General features: G+C 59.1%; 14 protein-coding genes. 5 read left to right on the forward strand and 9 right to left on the reverse strand.

Annotation, left to right across the window (positions count from 1 at the left end):
* Positions 1–157: 157 nt before the first annotated feature.
* Positions 158–967: a hypothetical protein gene (locus ACZ48V_RS01230; RefSeq protein WP_464540849.1), complete on the forward strand. Its 810-nt coding sequence runs from the start codon at positions 158–160 to the stop codon at positions 965–967.
* 64 nt (positions 968–1031) lie between these two features.
* On the opposite strand, the gene ACZ48V_RS01235 is transcribed toward ACZ48V_RS01230, so the two are convergent.
* Together ACZ48V_RS01235 and ACZ48V_RS01240 are read right to left on the reverse strand one after the other, a co-directional pair.
* Positions 1032–2384 (reverse strand): dihydrolipoyl dehydrogenase family protein, encoded by a 1353-nt coding sequence (locus ACZ48V_RS01235; protein WP_464540851.1) that lies wholly within the window; start codon positions 2382–2384, stop codon positions 1032–1034.
* A gap of 94 nt (positions 2385–2478) precedes the next feature.
* Entirely contained in the window at positions 2479–3750 is a 1272-nt protein-coding gene (locus ACZ48V_RS01240; RefSeq protein WP_464540852.1) for an MFS transporter, read from the reverse strand.
* A gap of 193 nt (positions 3751–3943) precedes the next feature.
* Between ACZ48V_RS01240 and ACZ48V_RS01245 the strand changes: the two genes are divergently transcribed.
* Positions 3944–5041, forward strand: a complete 1098-nt coding sequence (locus ACZ48V_RS01245; RefSeq protein WP_464540854.1) for a glycosyltransferase family protein — start codon at positions 3944–3946, stop codon at positions 5039–5041.
* A gap of 87 nt (positions 5042–5128) precedes the next feature.
* Here the strand turns inward: ACZ48V_RS01245 and phoU are convergent, their stop codons facing one another.
* The 6 genes from phoU to ACZ48V_RS01275 all read right to left on the reverse strand — a co-directional run bounded on the left by phoU (position 5129) and on the right by ACZ48V_RS01275 (position 15863).
* Positions 5129–5806: a phosphate signaling complex protein PhoU gene (gene phoU, locus ACZ48V_RS01250; RefSeq protein WP_464540856.1), complete on the reverse strand. Its 678-nt coding sequence runs from the start codon at positions 5804–5806 to the stop codon at positions 5129–5131.
* Between the two features lie 288 nt (positions 5807–6094).
* On the reverse strand, positions 6095–7396 hold the full coding sequence (locus ACZ48V_RS01255; RefSeq protein ID WP_464540857.1) for a glycosyltransferase family 4 protein: 1302 nt from the start codon (positions 7394–7396) through the stop codon (positions 6095–6097).
* A gap of 64 nt (positions 7397–7460) precedes the next feature.
* The gene (locus ACZ48V_RS01260; protein ID WP_464540859.1) at positions 7461–8684 is read right to left on the reverse strand and encodes a glycosyltransferase family 4 protein; all 1224 of its coding nucleotides are present in this window, start codon (positions 8682–8684) and stop codon (positions 7461–7463) included.
* Positions 8685–9211: 527 nt separating this feature from the next.
* Entirely contained in the window at positions 9212–12475 is a 3264-nt protein-coding gene (locus tag ACZ48V_RS01265; RefSeq protein ID WP_464540861.1) for an amidohydrolase family protein, read from the reverse strand.
* Positions 12476–12756: 281 nt separating this feature from the next.
* A complete protein-coding gene (locus ACZ48V_RS01270; protein WP_464540863.1) occupies positions 12757–15195 on the reverse strand; it encodes a GumC family protein in 2439 nt (812 codons plus the stop codon).
* 227 nt (positions 15196–15422) lie between these two features.
* Positions 15423–15863 carry an SLBB domain-containing protein gene (locus ACZ48V_RS01275; protein WP_464540865.1) on the reverse strand — a complete coding sequence of 147 codons (441 nt, stop codon included), beginning with the start codon at positions 15861–15863 and terminating at the stop codon, positions 15423–15425.
* A 797-nt stretch (positions 15864–16660) separates the two neighbouring features.
* On the opposite strand from ACZ48V_RS01275, the gene ACZ48V_RS01280 reads away from it, so the two are divergent.
* From ACZ48V_RS01280 to ACZ48V_RS01290, 3 genes are all read left to right on the forward strand, one after another.
* Positions 16661–17869 carry an anhydro-N-acetylmuramic acid kinase gene (locus tag ACZ48V_RS01280; RefSeq protein ID WP_464540867.1) on the forward strand — a complete coding sequence of 403 codons (1209 nt, stop codon included), beginning with the start codon at positions 16661–16663 and terminating at the stop codon, positions 17867–17869.
* Between the two features lie 244 nt (positions 17870–18113).
* Positions 18114–18995 (forward strand): acyl-CoA thioesterase II, encoded by an 882-nt coding sequence (gene tesB / locus ACZ48V_RS01285; protein WP_464540868.1) that lies wholly within the window; start codon positions 18114–18116, stop codon positions 18993–18995.
* Positions 18996–19163: 168 nt separating this feature from the next.
* Positions 19164–20855, forward strand: coding sequence for a CTP synthase (locus ACZ48V_RS01290; protein ID WP_464540869.1), 1692 nt, complete (start codon positions 19164–19166; stop codon positions 20853–20855).
* Positions 20856–20906: 51 nt separating this feature from the next.
* Here ACZ48V_RS01290 and ACZ48V_RS01295 read toward each other — a convergent pair whose 3' ends face one another.
* Positions 20907–21320: an Ig-like domain-containing protein gene (locus ACZ48V_RS01295; RefSeq protein WP_464540871.1), complete on the reverse strand. Its 414-nt coding sequence runs from the start codon at positions 21318–21320 to the stop codon at positions 20907–20909.
* Positions 21321–21327 lie beyond the last annotated feature (7 nt).

Consider the following 21327-nt stretch of genomic DNA (forward strand, 5'->3'; position numbering starts at 1 on the left):
GTAGGTCGTTGATCAACGTTGTGCTGTACCAGTTGTGCTAGCTACAACATTTGTAACATAGGCATCGGCGCCGACTCGTGCAGGCCGTACCCCTGCGCTCTCTCGATTTTTCGTCGAATCGCCCCCTCGCGTTCCTGCTTGTTCTCGCCTCTCTGGTATGCCTTCCGTTTCTGTTTGGATACGCCCCGTTCTGCTCATTGGTGCAGCGCTGGCTGCGTTTGTAGGAGCCTCGGGCTGTTCTTCGGACGAGGGGACTCCACCACGCTATGCACCGGCAGCTGATACCACAGCCTGGACGTCCACCGGGGCGCCTGTGATCGACCGGTTAGAGACGCTTGACTTTGCAGTGATGGACTCGGCCTTTGCCGCCCTCCCCCGCATCCCCCTGACGCGGCATACCCGCACCGATATATTTACGCCCGACGACTCGCTGCGTGGACGGCTGCGTCAGACCTGGGCCCATCGCCCCGATGCGGCTTCTGAACTGCTTGATGAGGAACGCAGCGGCACGGTGCCCGACCGCGACCTATGGGGACTGGCGCCGCGCGCGGATGCATCGGCCTTGCCCCAGAACGTGGTGCGCGACGCGTATCCCGACACCCCCTCGTTTCTGGAAGCCCGCAACCAGCCCGCCTATCATTACGGAATACGCCGCGACACGCTGGATCCGCAGATCCCTGTCGACCGCATCGAGGTGGTGGCCCGTGACACCGACGATGGGCGCGACGTGCCAATTCCTTACGCGCGCGTCGACGTGCTCCCAGGCACCAACACGGTGGTGAGCACCTATCTCGTGCGTGCTGAGCGGGCGCTGCTGTATAGCGAAGACAGCGTATTCTACATTGCGCTTCAGGCCCGCCCCGATGGCACATGGCTCCCCCGCGATCTCCGCTTCCGCACCCGGCTTACCGTCCCTCTGCGCGAGGCCGAGTCGGTGCAAGTCACTACAACGCTCATCCCCGACTGAATGCCCTCTCAGTGTCACAAGGCTCAGCCGCAGTGCTGCTGTAGCACGAAGGTAGCGCGCTGCGCTATACCATATACTTGAGATCAGACCCGTGGGTGGGATACGCAAATGTCGTATCGCGAATGTCGTCTGGCGTCATCTCGTGACGGATAGCGAGGGTAAACAGATTGATGAGTTCGGGGGCCTGCTCGCCAACAAGGTGTGCACCAACAAGCGCATCCGTTTCCTCATCTATCAGCACTTTGGCATACGCTACGTCGGCCCGAATACGCCGGTAACTGTACCAGCTGCTCAGGTCGTTTTCGGAGATGCGCACGCTGCGGCCGGCCTGTTCGGCCTCCGCAACAGTGAGTCCGACGGTAGCCAGCGGCGGCTGAGTAAACGCTGCGCTGGGCTGTAGTCCATACGTGGCGGGCTGCGGCGTATCGCTCAGCAGGTTGTCGGCTACGATGTGCGACTCGTGCCCAGAGAGCGGCGTGAGCGGCAGGCCTGGCGTATCGGCGTCGTCTCCAGCAGCATACACGCGGGGGTTCGTCGTGCTCTGCAGGTACTTGTTCACCGTAACGCCTCCGCGCCCGGCTGCAACGCTCCCGGCCTCCAGGTTGAGCGCATCTACGTTGGGGACGCGCCCGGCCCCGTGCACCACCAGGTCGGCAGCGTACGTCTGTTCGCTGCCGTCGCGGCTACGTGTGCCTACTTCGAATCCCTCTTCGGTCTGGCGGACGTGCGTCGCGTCGGTGTTCAGATGAATCTGCATGCCGAGCTCACGCGAGTGCGTAACCAGACGATCGGTGCAGTCGGAATCAAAGGGCGGAAGCACGTGCGACTCGCGCTGGATGACACGCACCGAGGCGCCTGCTCGAAGCGCCATATGCGCGAACTCCATCGAGATATAGCCCCCACCGATAAAGGTAATGGATCCGGGCAGCTCGTCGAGCTCCATGAATGCATCGCTCGTCGCGAGCAGATCGCCCCCCTCAAACGGCAGCGGAGCCGGGCGCATGCCTGTAGCAAGCAGGATGTGTGTACCGTGCACGGTGTGCTCGCCGACCTGAAGCGTCGACTCATCTACGAAACGTGCGGTGCCATGATAGGCGTCGATACCTGCATCGTGGAGCGACCGCTCGCGCGCCTCTGAGACGGGTGCCGTGAAGGTGCGCTTGAAGGCCATCAGGGCAGGCCAGTCGACCTGCAACGCACCGGCAATGCCGTATCCTTCGAGCCGGCGCGCCTGGTCGACAATATGCGAGGCTCCGACGAGCACTTTCTTGGGGTCGCAGCCGCGCTGCGCACAGGTACCCCCAAACGGACGGTTATCAATCTGGGCGACCGACCAGCCCGCGTCGTTGCACCGGCGTGCTGCGACCGACCCGCCGCCCCCCGTTCCTACTACCAGAAGATCATATGACGTTGCCATGAGGCTGCAGATGTTGTTGGATGAGAAGCGTACGCAGACTACGTTGGCCTCCCCCATCCACCGTTACACCCGTTGCCTCCTGCTTGAGCACCTTTCACGACGAAGCCTTCACGACATCTGGAGGGGTGTCGCGATCATCGGAAGATGCTGCGTCTTCGACCTGGGCCGGTCGGGCCGCATTCAAGTCGGGCTCGGGGAGCCCCCACTTTACGATGGCAGCCATAACCAGCACAGAAGCCGCCCCCATGAACGTGTTACTTACGTATCCATACGGACCATACGTAATGCCGGCGATGAAGCTACCAACACCAAACCCAACCTGCCCAAACCCGATAGCAAGCCCCATCAGGAGTCCCCGCCGCTCGTCTTTCACAAGCGCCGTCATAAGCGCCTGTAGCGGACTAATACGAATGCCTACAGCAACCATAGCCAGGAAGAAGAGGAAAGCGGCCATAGCAAAACCGTCAATCAGGTAAGGCGCCACAACGATAGCGGCACTCAGCCCGATACAGGAGGCAATGACGAGCGGCTTACGTCCGATTGTGTCGGAGACATGTCCGGCTACGGGCGCCGCCACGATGTTAGCCATTCCCCCAATGGCGAAGAGCAGTGCAATCTGGAGACCTGAGATGCCGATTTCCACCTCCAGCCAGGTAGGCAAGAACGAAGCGAAGAGCCCGATGCCCAGAAACATAAGAAAGTAGGTGGCCACTGCGGCTACAACCTCGGAGCGCCGCACAAGCCGCACATACTTTGTAACCATGCGGCGCAGCGTAAGGCGCTTCGGATCAAGATATGCATTGACTGCAGGCAGGAAGTACCAGATGAGCACGGTTGCTCCCCCCATCGTGATAGCAAACAGCAGGAAGGGCCACCGGTAGCCGTACGATGTGGCCAAGATTTTTCCGATGGGTACGCCAGCGATCTGCCCGAACGCTGTGCCGCTCATCACCCATCCGTTAGCCCACCCGCGGCGGTCGTAGGGAAAGTAGTCGCCGATATAGGCGACCGATCCCCCACTCAAGATACCGCCGCCGATGCCCGCCAGTGTGCGCATCACCAGGAGCAGCGTGAAGTCGGCAGCCACCGTGTGGAGCGTAAGCGCCACCGCCATGAGCGCCGACCCAATAATCAGGATACGCCGCCTGCCGATGCGGTCAGATATGGGTCCCGTTACGACGGCTGATACGCCCAACGCAAACGCGTAGGACCCGAGCAGCACCCCCTGCCAGAACTCGTTGACTCCGAGCGTCTGGCTGATTTCGGGAAGGATGGGGATAACAATAACAACTTGGCTGCTGGCTGAAAACATCATCAGCCAGAGCGCAAACAGGATGAAATACGTATTGCCTTTTTGGTCGGCCACGGCACGAGAGGGTCCCCTTCAAGATCGGAGGCTCAACGAATCGGATACACGGGGGTTTCGGCATCCGACTGGCATAGGCGCAGATATGACGGAGTTTCGTTTTTGAACGTCTGCTTTCGTTGTGAATACATCCGGCGTACAGTCCGGCTTCCAACGAACCTGTTCAACCTGCCCAACAAAAAGCAGTCGATATATGCGATGTCTGTTTGTGATCCAAGGCGAAGGGCGAGGCCACCTCACCCAGGCCCTTACGCTCTATGATGCGCTTCGCGCACACGGGCACCGCGTTGTGGAGGCCGTAGTCGGACACAGCGGAGACGCTGACTGGCCTGCGTTTTTTGTGGAGGCGATGCCCCCCATCATTCCGCTTCGCAGTCTCACCATTGCAACCGACCCGAAGCACGGCCACGTACGCCCTGTTGCAACACTTGCGCGTGGGGCCCGGCGCGTGCTGTGCGACGATCGGTCGCTCGATACGTTGCAGAAGGCCATTGAGCGCACCCGGCCCGACATCATCGTGAACTTCTTCGAGCCGATGCTGGGGGTGCTTGCTGCCAAGCGGGGTATCTCCCCTCCGATTGTCGCGATAGCGCATCAATACATGTTCTTGCATCCTGGCTACCGGTTTCCCCCGGGGCACCGGGGCAAGCGCGTGCTCACCCACTGGTTTACCCGCCTTACCGCCTGGGGCGCTTCTGCACGCATTGCCCTTTCGCTCTACCCGGCCCCTGACTCTCCTGCTTCGGGCCTTATCGTTGTGGCCCCCCTCGTACGCCCTCTGATACGGGAAAAGTCCGCTGTAAGGCAGCGCAACACGTACCTACAAGTGTACCTGATGAACCGCAGCTATGCGGAGCAGATCATGCAGTGGCACAAGGCAAACCCTCATGTGCCGCTACGTTGCTTCTGGGCCCGCCCCGGTATCGACAAGCCCGAATCCGTAGACCGCACCCTTACGATTTACCCGCTGAGCGATGATTGCTTCGTCACCTCAATGGCAAACGCGCGCGGACTCGCCTGCACATCTGGATTTGAGTCGGTAGCCGAGGCGATGTATCTGAACACGCCCGTTCAGGTCGTGCCGGTAGCGAATCACTACGAGCAACTGTGCAACGCCTACGATACCGTACGGTCTGGTGCAGGTGTGCGTGCCGATCGGTTCGACTTAAGCAGCCTGCTCAAACACAGCGAGCATTCATACACGCTCCGCAGCACTGCATACCGTGATCGCGTGGAGCGAACGCCCGCACGCATTGTGCGATGCATGGAGCAGATTGCTGAAAATGAGTAAGACGATATGCTTGTAGGCGCAACCTCACTCAGCTCCCCGCCAAACGCTGGGGCCAAACGCTGGGGCCAGAGGTTATCTCTCTTCTCTTTACTCCTCGGCCTCTTCTTGCAGCGAAGCGTGGCGCACGTCTTCGCCCTCAATCAGGAAAATGACACACTTAGCGATGTTTTTGGCATGGTCGCCAATGCGTTCAATAGCTTTGCTTGCGGTGATGAGATACGCTGCCGGCTCAGCCTTCTCTGGATGTGAGCGGCAGAAGTCTACCAGGCGGTCGAAGTTCTCTTCGTGAAGCGCGTTTATGCGTTCATCAAACGAAGGCACCTGCTCTGCCAGCGAATGGTCGCGCTCCAGAAACGAGCGACGCGCCTCCACAAGCATATCGTTGCACGCCTCCGAAAGCTCACGCAGCCGGGTATGCTCAATCACCTCAGGCACGTCTTCTACGTGCTTTACGTTACGCGCCAGATTGCGGCAGTGATCACCCATGCGCTCCAGATCTGTGTTGATCTTCACCACGACAATAATGAGGCGTAGATCAATTGCTACGGGCTGATAGAGTGCCAGGATACGCTCGCACTGCCGATCAATCTGCAGCTCAAGACTGTCGATTTCATTGTCGCGCTCGATGACGGCGTTGGCTTTTTCAATATCGCGACTGAGCAATGCCTCGGTCGCATCTGTAAACTGCTCTGCAACGATGTCTGACATCGTGAGCAGAAGGTTTCGGAGTTCGGCGAGTTCGCGGGTAAGGTTGCGACGCGACATAAGCAACGTACAAGCATGAGAAGCACAACGGGCGCGCTCATTCCAAACCGATAGACCGGATACCCGTGGGCTGATTCGGTACCACCATCAGGCTATTCGGCATGATCTGCAGCGCGTGGCTGAAAGAGCACCTCTGCATAGGCACTTTCGCGGGTTTGTAATGCACGATACCCACATGCAGTTCACGCTTCACGCAAAAGCTGAGAGATGGCATACTTCTGTGCAACACCCGGTTCGGCGCAGGTCCAGTTTGCGGCGCATCTGTCCTGCACAGAATCAATGTTGAACTTACGAAACGGTGTTGGAGACAGGCGCTGACGCGTTTTCGTGATCTGCGGCTGTCTCGCATGCCTCGCTTGAGGATGATGCTTGCGAGGATAGTGCATCTGGGGATGATGCATCTGGGGATGATGCATCTGGGGATGATGCATCTGGGGATGATGCAAGTGCAACGTCGACTTCAGCAGTTGGGAGTGTGTCTCCTGAGAACGCCGGCGACGTAACGAGCTGGCAGAGCGTGTCAACGTACTGTTCGGCGACAGCGCTCCACCCGAACGTGTCTTCTGTGTGGCGCACGGCCCGCGCAGAAGCACGCTTGAGACGCTGTGGCGCGTTTTTGTACTGCATGATTGCCTCGCGGAACGAGTCCGGATTTTCGCTTTCCACGAGATGCCCATTCTGTCCTTCGGTGATGACGTCTTGAATGCCTTCAAGGCGCGACGCTACCGAGGGGCATCCGCACTGCCCAGCTTCGAGCATTACAACGCCGAAGCCTTCCATGTCGCCTTCCACCGGAATGTTCGGCATAATAAAGAGGTCGGCTCCCCGATACAGGCGTGCCAGATCAGCATTTGAGATGCGACCGAGCTGGCGCACGCGATGCCCCAGATTGTTGCGCCGGATGACGTGTCCGATCTTATCGAACTCGGGGCCGTCGCCTGCAATCCAGTAATGCACATTTTCGGGCAGCGTTGGCATGACGTTCTCGGCGAACCAGGCAAAGCCTTTGCGCTTCACCTGACGCCCTACGCTGCAGAGCAGCAGCGCATCGTCGGGAAGAGGCGCCGACGGTGTGCCGAGAGCGTCCTCAAGTACGCCCCGCATCTCTGACTTGCTCTGCGGCTGAGGATAGCGATCTAAGTCAATTCCGTTTGGTACCACGTGCACTTTTTCCGCGGCCATGCCTCGTTCCGTGCATGCCGCACCGGTGGCCCGGCTTACCGGAAGAACTGCGTCCAACGCGTTGAACACTTTGGGAACGAACCATTGATAAGGGGGAAAGTCGAGCGTTACGTCACGTCCGTGTGCAATGGTTGCGGCCTTCACGCCATGCCGGTCAAAGAAGCGGCGCAGTGGTACCGCGAGCGACGCGGTTACCATCGAGGAGAAGAGAACAACGTCGGCTTCCTGCTTTAACACGGCTTGGCGGATGCGCCAGGCAGCCCGTCCAAGGAAGAACGGCACCTTGTATGGTGTCCACTTCCACGAACTGCGAAGCAGAACGGCATCGACATGTGGTGGCGCACTGCGCGCATTCAGCGCCTCGTGCAGTTTAAGCGAAACGCGTTGCATCCCCCCAACATTTGCCATGGGGCGTCCTTTGGGCGGCAACGAGTGAGAAACGTACAGAAGGTGCACGATGCAAGGTGGGCTGTTAAGCAGGTTGCGAGGCAAGGGCCGGGGCTCGTTCCGCGCTCGGCTCTTCAGAACGAGCGATCAGCTCATCGTAGTATCGGTCCATGCGCTTCAGGAGGGTTGCCCATTCGTACTTGTGGGCGCGTGTGCGAGCTGCCTCTCCCATGGCAGCGCGGCCGCTATCATCTTGAATAAGCCGGGCGAGTGCATCCGTAAAGGCGTGTACGTTTCCGGGCGGGCAGAGGAAGCCGGTAGTCCCTTGGTCCACGAGGTCACGACTTCCTACCGCGTCAGCACATACGGTGGGAACGCCTGAGGCCATGGCTTCGAGCGTTACGTTTCCAAAGGTTTCGGTATCGCTTGGAAAGACGAATGCGTCGGCACTGGCATATGCTGTTGCCAATTCTGTGCCACGAAGAAACCCTGTAAAATGGGCATCGGGGAGCGCTTCCTCCAGCTCCTCGCGCGCGGGGCCATCGCCGACGATAAGCATACGCGCATCGCATCCACGCTGCTTGAGTGTATCATGGATCTCTGGAAGGAGCGCCAGCCCCTTCTCCCATACAAGCCGGCTCACAAATCCGATGACGACCTCGCGGTCTTCAATCCCACACTCGCGTCGCCACGATAGGCTGCGGTGCTTCGGGTGGAACGCTTCGGTATCAATGCCGCGCTCCCACGGCCGGAGTCCCTCCGTAATTCCGTGTGCTCGCAGAATGTCGGCCATCGCAGAAGAAGGGACGTAGATGTGCTCGCACTGCGTGTAAAACGCGCGGAGGTAGCTCCAAAGTACCGGCTCAAGCGCAGTAAGCTTGTAGTATTTCAGGTACGAGCTGAAATGTGTGTGGTAGGAAGCCACTACAGGGCGCTTTCTTCGTCGCGCTGTTTGGAGCGCATGAAAGCCCAGCAGGTCGGGGGTAGCAATGTGGAAGATCGTCGGTTCAAACGCCTGGATAACCTGTCGGGCTTCTGTAGACAGTCCCAGAGAAATCCGGTATTCCGGGCGCCCGAGCGCCGGCACCGAAGGCACCGGACAGAACGTACCTGCATGATTAAGTGCAGGGTTTTCGACGGTTGGGGCAAAGACCCGCACCGCCGTGTCATCTTGCGCTGCAAGGTGCTTTACCAGTCGGTTGAGCGTAAGCGACACACCATCTGCAATGTGGTTGTATGCCCCAGCGAACAGCGCAACCCGTTTGGGTGCGGCTGCTTCTTGATCCGATATGGCAAGCGGATGAGACATTCGGCTGTGCGCTATTGCGTTTTTGGAGGGTATAGCATGGCGTTTCTCTGAGCGTGCAAACCGCCTGCCCGGAAGGCTGATCCGTAATTCTGGCGTTCCAGACCTACAGCCTCTGCAAGATGTCGTAACAACTTCTCGCAGAACAGATGCAGGATTGGTGCGATAGCGTGCTGCTCAACAGGGGCTACCCAGCTGGCGGTGTGGGGGCAAACCGGCCAGGTTGTTTAATGTCGTTTATCTATCAAGGCAACTTTGAGTGCACTTGCAGACAACGGCGAAGCCGCCCGTGAAAACAGCAAGGTAACAGGGGCGCCTACTCATTTTTCTTTTCTTCACAATATGTCTCTTTCACCCGGATTCGTAGCAGTTAATGCGGCCTCAGATGGCCTGCAAACGCTGTATGGTATACTTGCGCAAAGTAGGTCCGTAAAAAACAGCCGTGCTCCTTTGTAATGAGGGGCACGGCTGGTCTGTATGGACGGATGCCGATACGCGTATGGAGGTCACCACGTTACTCCAGCGGTTCTTCAGTGTGCAGCATGCACATGGCCGTGTGCATCGCAGGTGCACTGCTGCAGGGCCTGGTCGTCCCACACCATGTGATCGCTCATTCCGTCACGTTCAAAGTAAAATGTGCTACGCTCACGCGGGTGATTCCCCACCTCGTTCATGGTTTCCGCATCGTAGAGACGTCCGTTTTTCATCACGTACGCGATGTCCTCGCTATTGCGTATGTCGTCGAGCGGACTTGAACGGAGCACAACGATATCGGCACGTTTGCCTGCCTCAAGCGACCCGAGCTCGTGATCCATGCCGAGATAGGTCGCGCCGTGCATTGTAGCGCTGCGGAGCGCTTCGTGGGGGGTCATGCCACCTTGCTCAAACATCCAGAGCTCCCAGTGAGGGGCGATGCCTTGCATCTGCCCGTGCCCACCAATCTGAACGGTCTGCCCCAGGTCGTACACATCTTTAGTTGCAGCAGCCGTCTCGAAGTGAAAGTATTCCTCTTCGGGCACGATTGTGCGGCGCCGAGAACGCTCGTCAACCATCGGGCGCGGCACGAACGTGAGCAATCGGTCGTTCTCCCATACGTTGTCGTGATGATAGAAGTAGTGCTCGCCGCGGTAGCCCCCGTAGCTCACCACCAGCGTAGGAGTGTAGCCAACATCAGTCGCCTCCCACATCTGAAGCATGTCGCTGTAGAGCGGGGCAACCGGGATGTTGTGCTCGATTCCAGTATGTCCATCCTGGATCATGTTCATGTTATGATAGAAGGTTGACCCGCCCTCTGGATAGACCAACATGTCAAGTTCGCGGGCGGCCTGGAGCACCTGCTGGCGCTGGTCGCGGCGCGGCTGGTTGTAGCTTTTTACTGAGAAGGCGCCTACCGCTTTTAACCGGTTCAGGTGGAAGCGCGCATCGTCGAGCCCGTCGATTTCGGCCCGGAAGTCACCATCAGCGCCGTAGAGGATGCGCCCGGTCGAGAACACGCGCGGCCCGACGGAATGCCCGGCTCGCACCATCTCGGACTGGTTGAACACGTTCTCGGTGTTTGCTGATGGGTCGTGGATGGTTGTTATACCAAACGCCAAGTTGGCGTGGTAGTACCAGTTGGTCTGCGGCATTATGCCGCCAAAGAAGTGCCCTTCGTGGGCGTGGGCATCGATCAGGCCCGGTATCAGGGTATGGCCGTCAGCGTCTACGACATGCGCCCCTGATGGCACGTCAATGGCATCGGCCGCGCCCACTGCGGCGATGCGATCTTCTTCAACGATGAGTGTGCCGTTTTCAATGACCTCATCACCGTTCATGGTAATGATACGCGCATTCGTGAACGCGACCTGCCCGCTGGGCCGGTCAACGGGAAGCGTCAGGTCTACCTCCGTAGTTCTTGCCGCCGAGGTCGGATCTACATCATCGCCGTTCTGGAGAAATGCAAATGCATCGTCCAGATTCAGCGTGAAGTGCTCAGGGCCCGCCATCCAGTGCAGCTGCTCACTGTCCCCCGACCAATGCAGATAGCTACCGCCCTGCTCGCTCACTTTTGCAACGGGAATCGCCGGCGTATCTTTGGTGAGCTCCAGCGAACCGCCTGTTTGGGGGAACGGGGCCACGTAGACATGGAAGAGCTCCTGGAAGGCCACCCAGTTGCCATCAGGAGAGGGCACCACAGCGCTTACGTCGCGCATCGTAAAGTGCGTGCGCTCCGTGCCACCATTGAGGTCCACACTGCGGTATGCTTTGCTGAGTCCGCCGCCTGTCAGGTAGTAAATACGTTCGCCATCAGCCGTAAAGCGAGGCGCCCGCCCGTCGTCGGTAATGTGTGTCGGCTCGCCGCCCGTGGCATCTACTGTGTAGAGCCCGGTATCGGTGCTATGGAGCGTACCGATCAGGCTGTTTCCGCTCGCACGTCTGTAGACGACGGTTGCCCCGTCGGGCGAAAATTGCGGACTGTGGTAGTACCCTGGCGCATCCACCAGTGTGCGTGCGCCGCTTCCGTCTACTCCAATCGAACGCACGGTGCCGAAGTCTTCGTCGCTCCAGGTGGTATACACGATGCGCTGCCCATCTGGACTGAACGCGGGGGCGTATGCGAAGTGATCGGTCGACGTGAGGCGCTCGGGCGTGCCATCTGGCAGCGTCATGCGGTACAGATGGCCTGCTGCATGGAAAACGAGCGTCTGCCCGCCGGGCGAAGTGACTGCGTCGCGCAGCATGCGTGCGCGGAAGGTATCGCCGGGAAGCTCCTGTTGCGAATGAACGGTCTCGGCCAGCTGCTGCTCAACCTCTGCTTCGAAGGGGATGATCTGGCTATCGCCCGTTTCAACATCGACGCGATGCAGTTTACCTTTGCCGTAGATGACTATCTCTTCGCCGTTCGGATGCCAGGAGTAGCTCGGATAGGGTCCAAAGATCGCCCATGTTTCCTGCTGGTCGCGACTCAGTCCCTCAAAGATCGGCGTCTCCGCACCGGTTTCCATGTCGTAAAGGAAGAGCACGCTCTCGTTGCGCACACGCCGGACAAACGAGATCTGCTCGCCATCGGGCGACACCTGTGGCCCCATGGCGCTGCCCCGTCCGCTGATCAACGTGGTAATATCGCCCGTTTCGCGATCGAGCTGCCGAATGGCGTAGATGACCCCGTTCGGATCCTTATCGTACTCAAACGTCTGCCCAGACGTAACATCCTCACTCCAGTACAGGTAGCGTCCGTCGGGCGAAACGACCGGTTCGCCGGCGTCTTTCTGGTCGGTGCGCCGCTCGGTCAGCTGGATGCCCGCGGTACCGCCTGCGCGATGATACATCCACATCTCGCCAGCACCAAGGGACCGTCGAGAGGTAAAGTGCTTGCGCGCTACGATGTAGTCGCCATCGGGCGTCCACGCCGGATTGTTGAGCAGGCGGAACGACTCGTCGGTGACCTGCTGCTGGCTATCTCCGGTGCGCGTCATCGTCCAGATGTTGTCACCCCCGCTCTGATCGCTGGTAAACGCGATGCGGCTCCCATCCGGGCTGTAGCGTGGCTGGATAGTCATGCTGGGACCGCTGGTGATGCGGGTAGCTGTGCCGCCTTCAATGGGAAGCGTATAGATGTCGCCCAGCAAGTCAAAGACGACCTCCTCACCGTCGGGATGCACATCTACGTTCATCCATGTGCCCTCGTCGACGGTGAACGACACGTCGATCTCGGGGTCAAGCGCGGTATTTACGTCCCAGTCGTCGTCAGACTGCGCGGCGGCGGTTCCGACAATGCAGCAGAGAAGTGCAGTGAGTAACAGCGATCGAATCATACAGCATAGTTGGTTTGGCGGGGGGTCAATTGCTGTAAGGTACGAACACCCACCTCATCCGCGCAACCTGTTTTATAACACAGCGCTGTAATACGCGACGAAACACGTTCAAGTGGTATCTGTCCTGCACGCACGTGCAAGCCAGTGTGTCTGTCGTACTCCACCTATGGAGATAGCCGTTGCTCAACGCGCAGGAGGAACGATGCGGGGCAAGTGCGCACTCCGTTTGAGACCGCTTCACAAACTGTAGGCGGCTGGCGCAATCACTTTTCAGACGTCGCTTAACGCCCGAGCCATTGGCGCAGGCGGCTCTTCGAGGAGGTGTCTTCGTTGTAATACTCGCCCAGGCTCTTCAGGCTCTGTGCATACCCGTAGTTGTCATAATTGTACGCATACCGGCTTCCGCTCTGATCTGATGTGTATGCATTAAGCACGCACCCGATGAGTGGCGCTTCCACGTCGCGCAACTGGTGCAGGGCATGATCGAGCGCCCGGCTATCGGTCTGGCCTGCTGAGGCAACCATGACAACGCCCTTGCAGAACGGCGACAGCGCAATAGCGTCGCTAAACAGTAGCACCGGCGCCGTATCAATGATGACATAATCAAACTCGGCCTCCATGTCATCGATGAGTGTCTTCATTCGCTGCGAACCCAGCAGTTCTGCCGGGTTCGGCACCTTCTCGCCTCCGGCCATTACGTAGAGGTGGTCTACGGAAGTAGACAGGGCTTCGGGGTCAGCGAGGCCGTCGTACAGCACATCAATCAAGGGAAGTGCGTCAGACGCGTTAAATATGGTATGCAGGCGTGGCCGGCGTAGGTCAGCGTCGATAAGAAGCGTGCGCTGTCCTGCACTGGCCAGTGCAAGTGCCAGGTTTGCAGCGGTTGTTGTTTTGCCTTCGCCTTTGTGGGAGCTAGTAACAGCCACTGTGCGCACCTCGTCGTCAGGGCGTACAAAGCGCAAGTTGGTTCGCAATCGACGATACGACTCGGCCACTGCCGACATAGGACTTACGAGCATGGGCAGCGTTGTAGGCACTTTACGCCCATCGATCGTGATGTGATCGGCTCCGTCGAAGTCGCGCTCAATGAGTGTCTTCATTGAAGGAATGACACCCATCAGGTTCTCGCCCGTCTCCCGAACGTCCTCCGGCTGACGCACGCGGGTGTCCATCATCTCCCAGATGAAGACGAGCCCGCCTCCCAGCACCAGTCCAAGAAGCGCTGCAAGCATTATGTTCTGCTGCGGATCGGGCGAGACGGGTGTACGGGGCACGCCGGCGAAGCGTACCACCTCGGCATTGCCCATTTCCGACTCCAGGGTCATGCGGGCTTCCTGCATCTGCTGCTGCACAAAGTTGTACACGCTTTCCGAAGAGCGTCGCTCGCGCTGCAGGCGTGCAAGCTGAAGCGACTGAGCCGGCAGCTCCTGAAGACGCGCCCGGTTCTCTCTGAGCTGGCTGTCTATGTTCGCCAGCCGTGCCTCTATACCGCTGATCTCAATGCGCTGGCGCACCAGCTGCTCGCGTTGCTGGGCAACGTATCCTACGCCCCGGCTGCTGCTCTCCCCGGGCCCGGCGCCCCCGGCTGCCAGCGCCTGGTCTACATATTGCGTGGCCACCTCTTCGGCGCGCTCATCGAGCGCCTGCAGGCGTTCTTCAATCCGCGCCAGCTCGCGCTCCAGCGGTCCGCCCGTTGCGTTGGCCACAAGATTTGGATTCCGCTCGCGGGCCCGCTCAAGCTGCGCCTTGAGTTCGGCGCGCTGCTCTTGAATGCGAGCCAGCTCCTGGTCGATGTCGGAGGCGAGCCGTTCGGCCAGCTGGGGCTCGATGGACTCCACGTTGTCTTGCTGCGCCTGCAAGCGCGAACGGTGCATATCCAGCTCAATGCTCAACTGAGCACGCTCCGTCTCCAGGCTGGTGATGCGCGACACCGTTGAGTTGGTTTCTTGGTCGAGGGCAACCGCTTCCTCTTCACGCATGAAGTCAACGACACGCTGCTCGGCCTCCGCGATTTCCTCGCGTAGCGTTTCGGCTTGTCGTTCCAGAAAATCATACGAGGCCTGCACGCTCTGCCGGCTCTGGTCACGTGAGTACTCAACATACTCTTCCGAAAACAGATTGACGATAAGCGCAGCTTCCTGTGGGTTGGTGCTCGTGGTGCTCAGCCGAATCACGTCAATCTCTTCCCCCCCCGAACGCGCTTGTATGCGCCCCGAAAGCCGGCGGGCTAACTGTTCTTGCGAGAGGCGCTCCTGTTCATCCTCTTCTCCCCAGTACATGATGGGCGGCCCTGCGCGCTCGCCTTCCGGGTACTCCTCTATCATGCGCACAGCTACGCGCTCGGCCAGCTCGTCGGACTGGCGCAGCACGAAGAGCTGGTTGGCAATCGATCGGTCGCCCATGAGCCGCGACCCAGCACGCGTGGTCATAACCGTCGGGTCATCGGGCTTGATAAGCACCGTACTCGACGTCTGGTACTGCTTCGGTAGCGAGTAGGTATATACAGCTGCAACCCCGACGACGGCGATCAGCACGGCCAGAATGAACCACTTGTACGACCAGAGCATCGCGAGCAGGTCGCGCAGCTGCGAAGCACCGGTTTCCTGGCTGTACGGATCGTCGTACAGCTGGCCCTGCGCCGGCCATGGAGCAGGGTTGGCGCCGTTCGGCCCATGCTGTCCGTTATGTCCGTTCGATGAAGGCAGCGAAGAAGAGGCCATAGGTCTGTCAGTTTCTGTACGAGTCGTCTCCCTTCTGATGCGACAGAAGCGTAGCGCCCCGTATGTAAATTAAGTACACTGATTGGCTGGAGAGATGCCGGCAAGCCGCGTTTAATGTCTTGGCGTATGCGATGCAGGTTCCGCGACACCGACTCTACGGACCAGAGCGCATTCTCCAGAGCGCATTCTCAAACACAACGCGCACCGGTACTGCCCAATCAATGCATTTAGAAAAAGTCTATCAGACGCAACGTGAGCAGCGTCAGGCTGGCAAGACTGCTTGTAATGCTGAGCACGTCTCGCAAACGAAACGGGGTGCGCGCGCGCTCCAGTTCGACAACCAGTATGTCGTCGTCTTGAAGCACCGGATACTGCGTATCTGCGATGAGGCGTTCCAGCGAAGCCTCGTAGATCACGCTGCGCTCCCCGTTCTCGGCAGTCCGGTACAGCTTTATCTGGATGTTATCCGGGTCTTGCCCCCGCTGCCGCGCGTCAATCGGTGCGCCACCAGCCATTGTCACGAGCTTGTCTAACTGCGTATCTTCGGGCACCTCATAGATCCCGGTGTTGCCAATGGTGCCCCATACCGATACCTGCACGGTCGCATCCCCCGGACGTGCGTAGTAGTGGTACGCTACGCTGGTCTCGGTCTCCTGCAGACGGTCCAAACTCTGTGCCGAAGCAGATGTCACAACGGCTCCGCCGCTCATCCCCAAAATAATCCACCATAAGGCCACACACCACAAGAAAGAAGACCGAAACGGGATCACAGGCGTCAAATGTTGTCGATGAGCAGAAGAGGGAAATACATGTGTTGCAGATTCGCAATGGACGTTTCCGTTACACCGCGAAGAATGCAACGTTCCGTCTGTAACCTGCCTAAGGGGATGCGCAGCGCGCTGCAAAGTGTGCGTAGGTGCTTTGTCTGGCTGTTTTTGTGCACGAGGAAACGGCTGGCTACAGCACTGCAGCATAGCTCCAAATCACAACCCATTAGCACAACCCATCAATCCTACCACCAGTCCGCACCTGCCCCCAGATGCACCCGCTCCTGGTACGCTAATTCTCTCACTTTGAAGCGCCCCAAGAGACCACCTGTGTGGTTTTTGTGGTATATCCACCTCATAACGTGGTCAACTTGTATATCGTACGGTCTGTACAGGAAATATCAGGAACTCAAATGTCAAGGTAGCTATGGCTACTGCTCTTCACACGCTGAAGCGCACCACGTTGAGCAATACGTTGAGTCGCCTCTGAGCGACTCGTATGGCGGACACCTGAGCATGGTCTCGCTACGCACAAAGGGGTTACTAACCACAATGCTGCCAACCGCAACGCCTACAGTAGCGTTGGAGAGGTGTTGGAACCCGGACATACATCCAGATGAACGTTTAGCCCCCGCGTCTACGTATTGCATGCACCACGCAGCCAATCTTTTTCACTCTGTCTTTGCGCACTGTTTTCCATGTCGCTCCCTGAACTACTCGATTCGCTCTGCTCGGCTTCCACGCTTCGGGTTGTCGGGCTGATGAGCGGTACCTCTTTCGATGGCGTAGACGCACTCCTGGTCGACCTCTCGGGATCTGAGCACACGCTTCAGGTCGATACGGTTGCTGCGCGCCACATCGCCTACCCCGACGATCTAACGAAGCAGCTCCATGCGCTGAGCACGGCCCGCACGGTTTCCTTGGACGATGTAACCCGTCTGCAGGGCCGCCTGTCGGCGCAATACGCTGTGGCGACCCGGGCGCTTCTCGCAGCAACCAATAGCACGCTTTCGGATGTAGACCTCGTGGGCGTGCACGGCCAGACCCTGGCGCATTGCCCTACGCCTGCATCCCGCACCAACCCAACCGGACGCGGCACGCTGCAACTCGGGGCCCCCGGCGCTCTTGCCGCGCTCCTCGACTGTCCGGTCATTGGCGACTTCCGCCCCGCCGATATGGCGCTTGGCGGACAGGGCGCTCCCATCGTGCCGTATCTCGATTACATGCTGCTTGGGGATACGAACGAGACACGCCTTATGCTCAATCTGGGCGGCATTGCAAACCTTACGGTGGTGCCGGCCAACAGCACGCGCCACGATGTGAACGCCTTCGATACAGGTCCCGCCAATATGGTGATGGACGCGCTCGCATCGTCTCTGCTCGACATGCCATACGATGCAGACGGCGCGCACGCTCAGGCCGGCAGCGCACATGCTGAAGTCGTCGCCGATCTGCTGCAAGATCCGTTCTTTCAGCAGCCACCGCCGCGCTCTACCGGGCGCCGTCAGTTTGGTGCTTCGTTTGCAGAGCAGCTCTGGAAGACAGTACAGGCAGCCGGCGGAAATCCGGATGACGCACTGGCCACGGCTACGCTGCTTACAAGCGCATCGGTCTATCAGGCCTACGCGCAGTTCGTTCGTCCTGAAGCACCGGCCGAGCGCGTTCTCGTAAGCGGCGGCGGACTGCATAACAAAGCGCTTATGCAGATGCTATGCGATGCCTTTTCGCCCATTCCGGTCGCTTCTACTGCAACCGTGGGCGTTAACCCCGATATGAAAGAGGCCCTCTGCATGGCTGTCTTGGCGTACGAATGGGTGAATGGCGTGGCAACGGCTATGCCCTCGGTGACCGGTGCAAGCGCCTCTGCCCGTCTTGGCGGACTCCACCTGCCCCCGCGCTTTACGTAGGAGCAACGCTCTGTTTGTTGCTGCTTCGTATGTCGCCTCCTCTTAAGTAGAGCCCCACAAGCATCTTTTTGCATGTCACTGCGAAGAGCGCCATCGACGCGCCAATCTTGGGCCTTATGAACCGGATAGACCCGCTCTAACTGGCGCATGAGATCGCCGCGTCGGTCACAAGCTCCCTCCTCGCGATGACAAGGTGTAAACGTATCTTTACCGACTTACTTACCTTCACATTTTTCTCTTCTGTATGGCTTACACGCTTAACGATCTGCGCACGCTCATCGACCTGGAGCGCATCGAAGACACCATCTTTCGCGGCACGAACTACGACATTGGATCGGGAAGCGTGTTTGGCGGACAGGCGCTCGCGCAATCGCTCGTAGCAGCACAACGCACCCTCGACAGCGCCGACCGCGTGGCCCACTCCATGCACGGCTACTTTATCTTGCCCGGCGACGTAGACGCCCCGATTGTGTACGAGGTCGACCGCCTGCGCGATGGGTCGTCGTTCACCACGCGCCGCATCATTGCGATTCAGCACGGACGCGCCATCTTCAACATGGCCGCGTCGTTCCAAACGCCAGAACCGGGCGATACGCATCAGACGCCGATGCCCGACGTGCCGCCTCCCGATGCACTCGACTCCGACATGCAGCTGCTCGAACAGATTGCCGATCGCATCCCCCAGCACCTGCATTCGTTCTACACGGAAGAGCGGCCCATTGAAGTGCGACGCGTTGATCCGGTTGACCCATTCAACCCCACCTCCTCATCGCCGATCAACCATATGTGGATACGCACGCGCGGCACGCTGCCCGACACCCCACTGCTTCATCAGGCGATCTTTGCCTATATGTCAGATTATGGCCTACTGAGCACCGCCCTGCGTCCGCACGGACGCTCGTTCTTGCAGCCCAACCTGCAGCTGGCGTCGCTCGACCATGCGATGTGGTTTCATCGCCCGTTTCGAATGGATGAGTGGCTGCTCTACAGCGCCGAGAGTCCGGCCGCGCATGGCGCGCGTGGGTTCGTGCGTGGGCAGGTCTTTACCCGAGACGGTACGCTGGTGGCCTCGGTGGCGCAGGAGGGACTCATGCGCGTGCACGATGCACCTTCTGACAAAAGTTAGGCAGCGGTGCTCATGCTCTCAGACCGGTATAGTGCAAATTCAGGCTGCTCTCCACGCGCTTTTCCCGTGCCCGACGCATGCCTGCATTGATTCCAACCGCTTCCGTAGCGTACCTTGTATGCAAGGTTTTTCGCTCGCTTACTTTATTGCATTGCATCGCATCTACCCGTGGAAACAAAATACATTTTTGTGACCGGCGGCGTCACGTCGTCATTAGGCAAAGGCATCTTTAGCGCGTCGCTGGGGCGGCTGCTTGAAGCACGCGGTCTGCGCGTTACCATCCAGAAGTTCGACCCGTATATCAATGTCGACCCCGGCACCATGAACCCATACGAGCACGGAGAGGTGTTCGTAACCGACGACGGTGCCGAAACGGATCTTGACCTCGGCCACTACGAGCGCTTCCTGGGGCGTTCCATGAGCCAGGCCAATAATGTGACGACCGGCCGCGTATACATGGAGGTCATCACCAAAGAGCGCGAAGGCGCCTACCTTGGCAAAACCGTGCAGGTCGTTCCCCACATTATCGACGAGATCAAATACTGGATGCGGAAGCTGGGCACCAGTGGCGACTACGACGTGGTCATCACCGAAATTGGAGGCACCGTCGGCGACATTGAAAGCCAGCCGTACCTGGAAGCCATTCGCCAACTGCGTAACGAGCTGCGTCCGCATACGCTCATCGCTCACCTTACCCTGGTTCCCTACCTGCGCGCGGCTGGCGAGCTCAAGACGAAGCCGACGCAGCACTCTGTCAAAACCATGCTCGGGTACGGCCTGCAGCCCGATATGCTCGTGTGCCGCTCTGAGCAGCCCCTGGACCGGGCCATCCGCGAGAAGATTGCGCTCTTCTGCAACGTGCCCCCCGAGGCGGTAACGCCTATGCTGGATGCAGAGACTATCTACGAAGTGCCGCTGCTGCTTCAAGAAGAAGGGCTGGGGACGCTCGTCGTTGAATCGCTTTTCAGCGACGAGGAGCAGTCGAATATGATGGCGGTGCCCGACCTGAGCGACTGGATCGAATTCCTTCGACGCCTGAAAAACCCGGAGTCCACGCTCACCATTGCGCTCGTAGGTAAGTACGTAGAACATCAGGACGCGTACAAGTCGATCACAGAAAGCCTGATGCTGGCGGGCGTCCCCGACGGACTGCAGGTCGACATCCGGTTTGTGCTGTCGGATACGTTGACCGAAGAAAACGTCGACGAACTTCTTGGCAATGTAAGTGGCGTGCTCGTTGCCCCCGGGTTTGGCGAGCGCGGCGTAGCAGGAAAGCTCACCGCTATTCAGTACGTACGCGAAAACGATATTCCGTTCTTCGGCATCTGCCTTGGGCTGCAGTGTGCCGTTATCGAGTATGCACGCAACGTGTGCGGCTGGCCCGATGCCCACTCAACAGAGTTCGAAGACGATACGCCGCATCCCGTTATCGACCTGATGGAGGAACAGAAAACGGTATCGGAGCTGGGCGGCACCATGCGTCTGGGACAGTACGCCTGTGACCTGTATCCCGACTCTACAGCGCACCGTGTCTACGAATCCGAAACGGTACATGAACGCCACCGCCACCGCTACGAGGTGAACAATGTGCTGCGCTACCGACTGCGCGAGGGCGGCATGCGGTTTACCGGCATTAACCCAGATCTGGATCTTGTAGAGATCATCGAGCTTCCTGAGAAGCGCTGGTTTGTGGGTGTGCAGTTTCATCCGGAGTACCGCACCACCGTTGGCGATCCGCACCCGCTCTTCCAGTCGTTTGTGCAGGCATGCCGTGCATACGCCGAAGAGCACGGCCTGCTGAGCGACCCGCAGCCGCCTCAGCCGCACCAGGTCACTCCGCTTGCTTCTGCAGATATGTAGCGCCAGCGCACCGCATACAAATATCGCCCACCCGTCTTGTGGATGGATGTCTTACGGACGGGTGGGTGGATCGGGCAGATCAACCTCCAGCATGAAGCTGGTTCCGCGCGAGCCGTCGTCGTTGGTCGCTGTTGCTGTGATCTCTGTGGAGCCGCCGCCGACAAAGGTGACCGTGAGTGTTGCTTCGCTCACGGCAGTGGTAGCCACCGCCTCGTCGGACGACGAGGCCTCAAAGCTAAGGGAGCGCCCTTCAGAGTCGCGAAATACGGTGTTGAGGTCGACGGTGAGCGGCCCGTCATCGGCTTTCACGCGCTGGTCCTCGATCTCGTTATCGACAATGGGGGGGCGTTCGTTGGGGCTTAGTCCATCGTCGCCACATGCGGGCAAGAAGAGGAGCGCCCCTACGATCATGAGGGGAAGCATCCAGGGGGCGAAAGGGGCGCGGAAGAGTGACGGAGTATGCATAATAAGA

The sequence above is a fragment of the Longimonas haloalkaliphila genome (assembly GCF_055379825.1).

Bases quoted from the DNA above. Each gene is read 5' to 3' on its own strand.
- ACZ48V_RS01230 (WP_464540849.1), top strand. From the start codon at position 158: ATGCCTTCCGTTTCTGTTTGGATACGCCCCGTTCTGCTCATTGGTGCA.
- ACZ48V_RS01235 (WP_464540851.1), bottom strand. From the start codon at position 2,384: ATGGCAACGTCATATGATCTTCTGGTAGTAGGAACGGGGGGCGGCGGG.
- ACZ48V_RS01245 (WP_464540854.1), top strand. From the start codon at position 3,944: ATGCGATGTCTGTTTGTGATCCAAGGCGAAGGGCGAGGCCACCTCACC.
- phoU (WP_464540856.1), bottom strand. From the start codon at position 5,806: ATGTCGCGTCGCAACCTTACCCGCGAACTCGCCGAACTCCGAAACCTT.
- ACZ48V_RS01255 (WP_464540857.1), bottom strand. From the start codon at position 7,396: ATGGCAAATGTTGGGGGGATGCAACGCGTTTCGCTTAAACTGCACGAG.
- ACZ48V_RS01260 (WP_464540859.1), bottom strand. From the start codon at position 8,684: ATGTCTCATCCGCTTGCCATATCGGATCAAGAAGCAGCCGCACCCAAA.
- ACZ48V_RS01265 (WP_464540861.1), bottom strand. From the start codon at position 12,475: ATGATTCGATCGCTGTTACTCACTGCACTTCTCTGCTGCATTGTCGGA.
- ACZ48V_RS01270 (WP_464540863.1), bottom strand. From the start codon at position 15,195: ATGGCCTCTTCTTCGCTGCCTTCATCGAACGGACATAACGGACAGCAT.
- ACZ48V_RS01280 (WP_464540867.1), top strand. From the start codon at position 16,661: ATGTCGCTCCCTGAACTACTCGATTCGCTCTGCTCGGCTTCCACGCTT.
- tesB (WP_464540868.1), top strand. From the start codon at position 18,114: ATGGCTTACACGCTTAACGATCTGCGCACGCTCATCGACCTGGAGCGC.
- ACZ48V_RS01295 (WP_464540871.1), bottom strand. From the start codon at position 21,320: ATGCATACTCCGTCACTCTTCCGCGCCCCTTTCGCCCCCTGGATGCTT.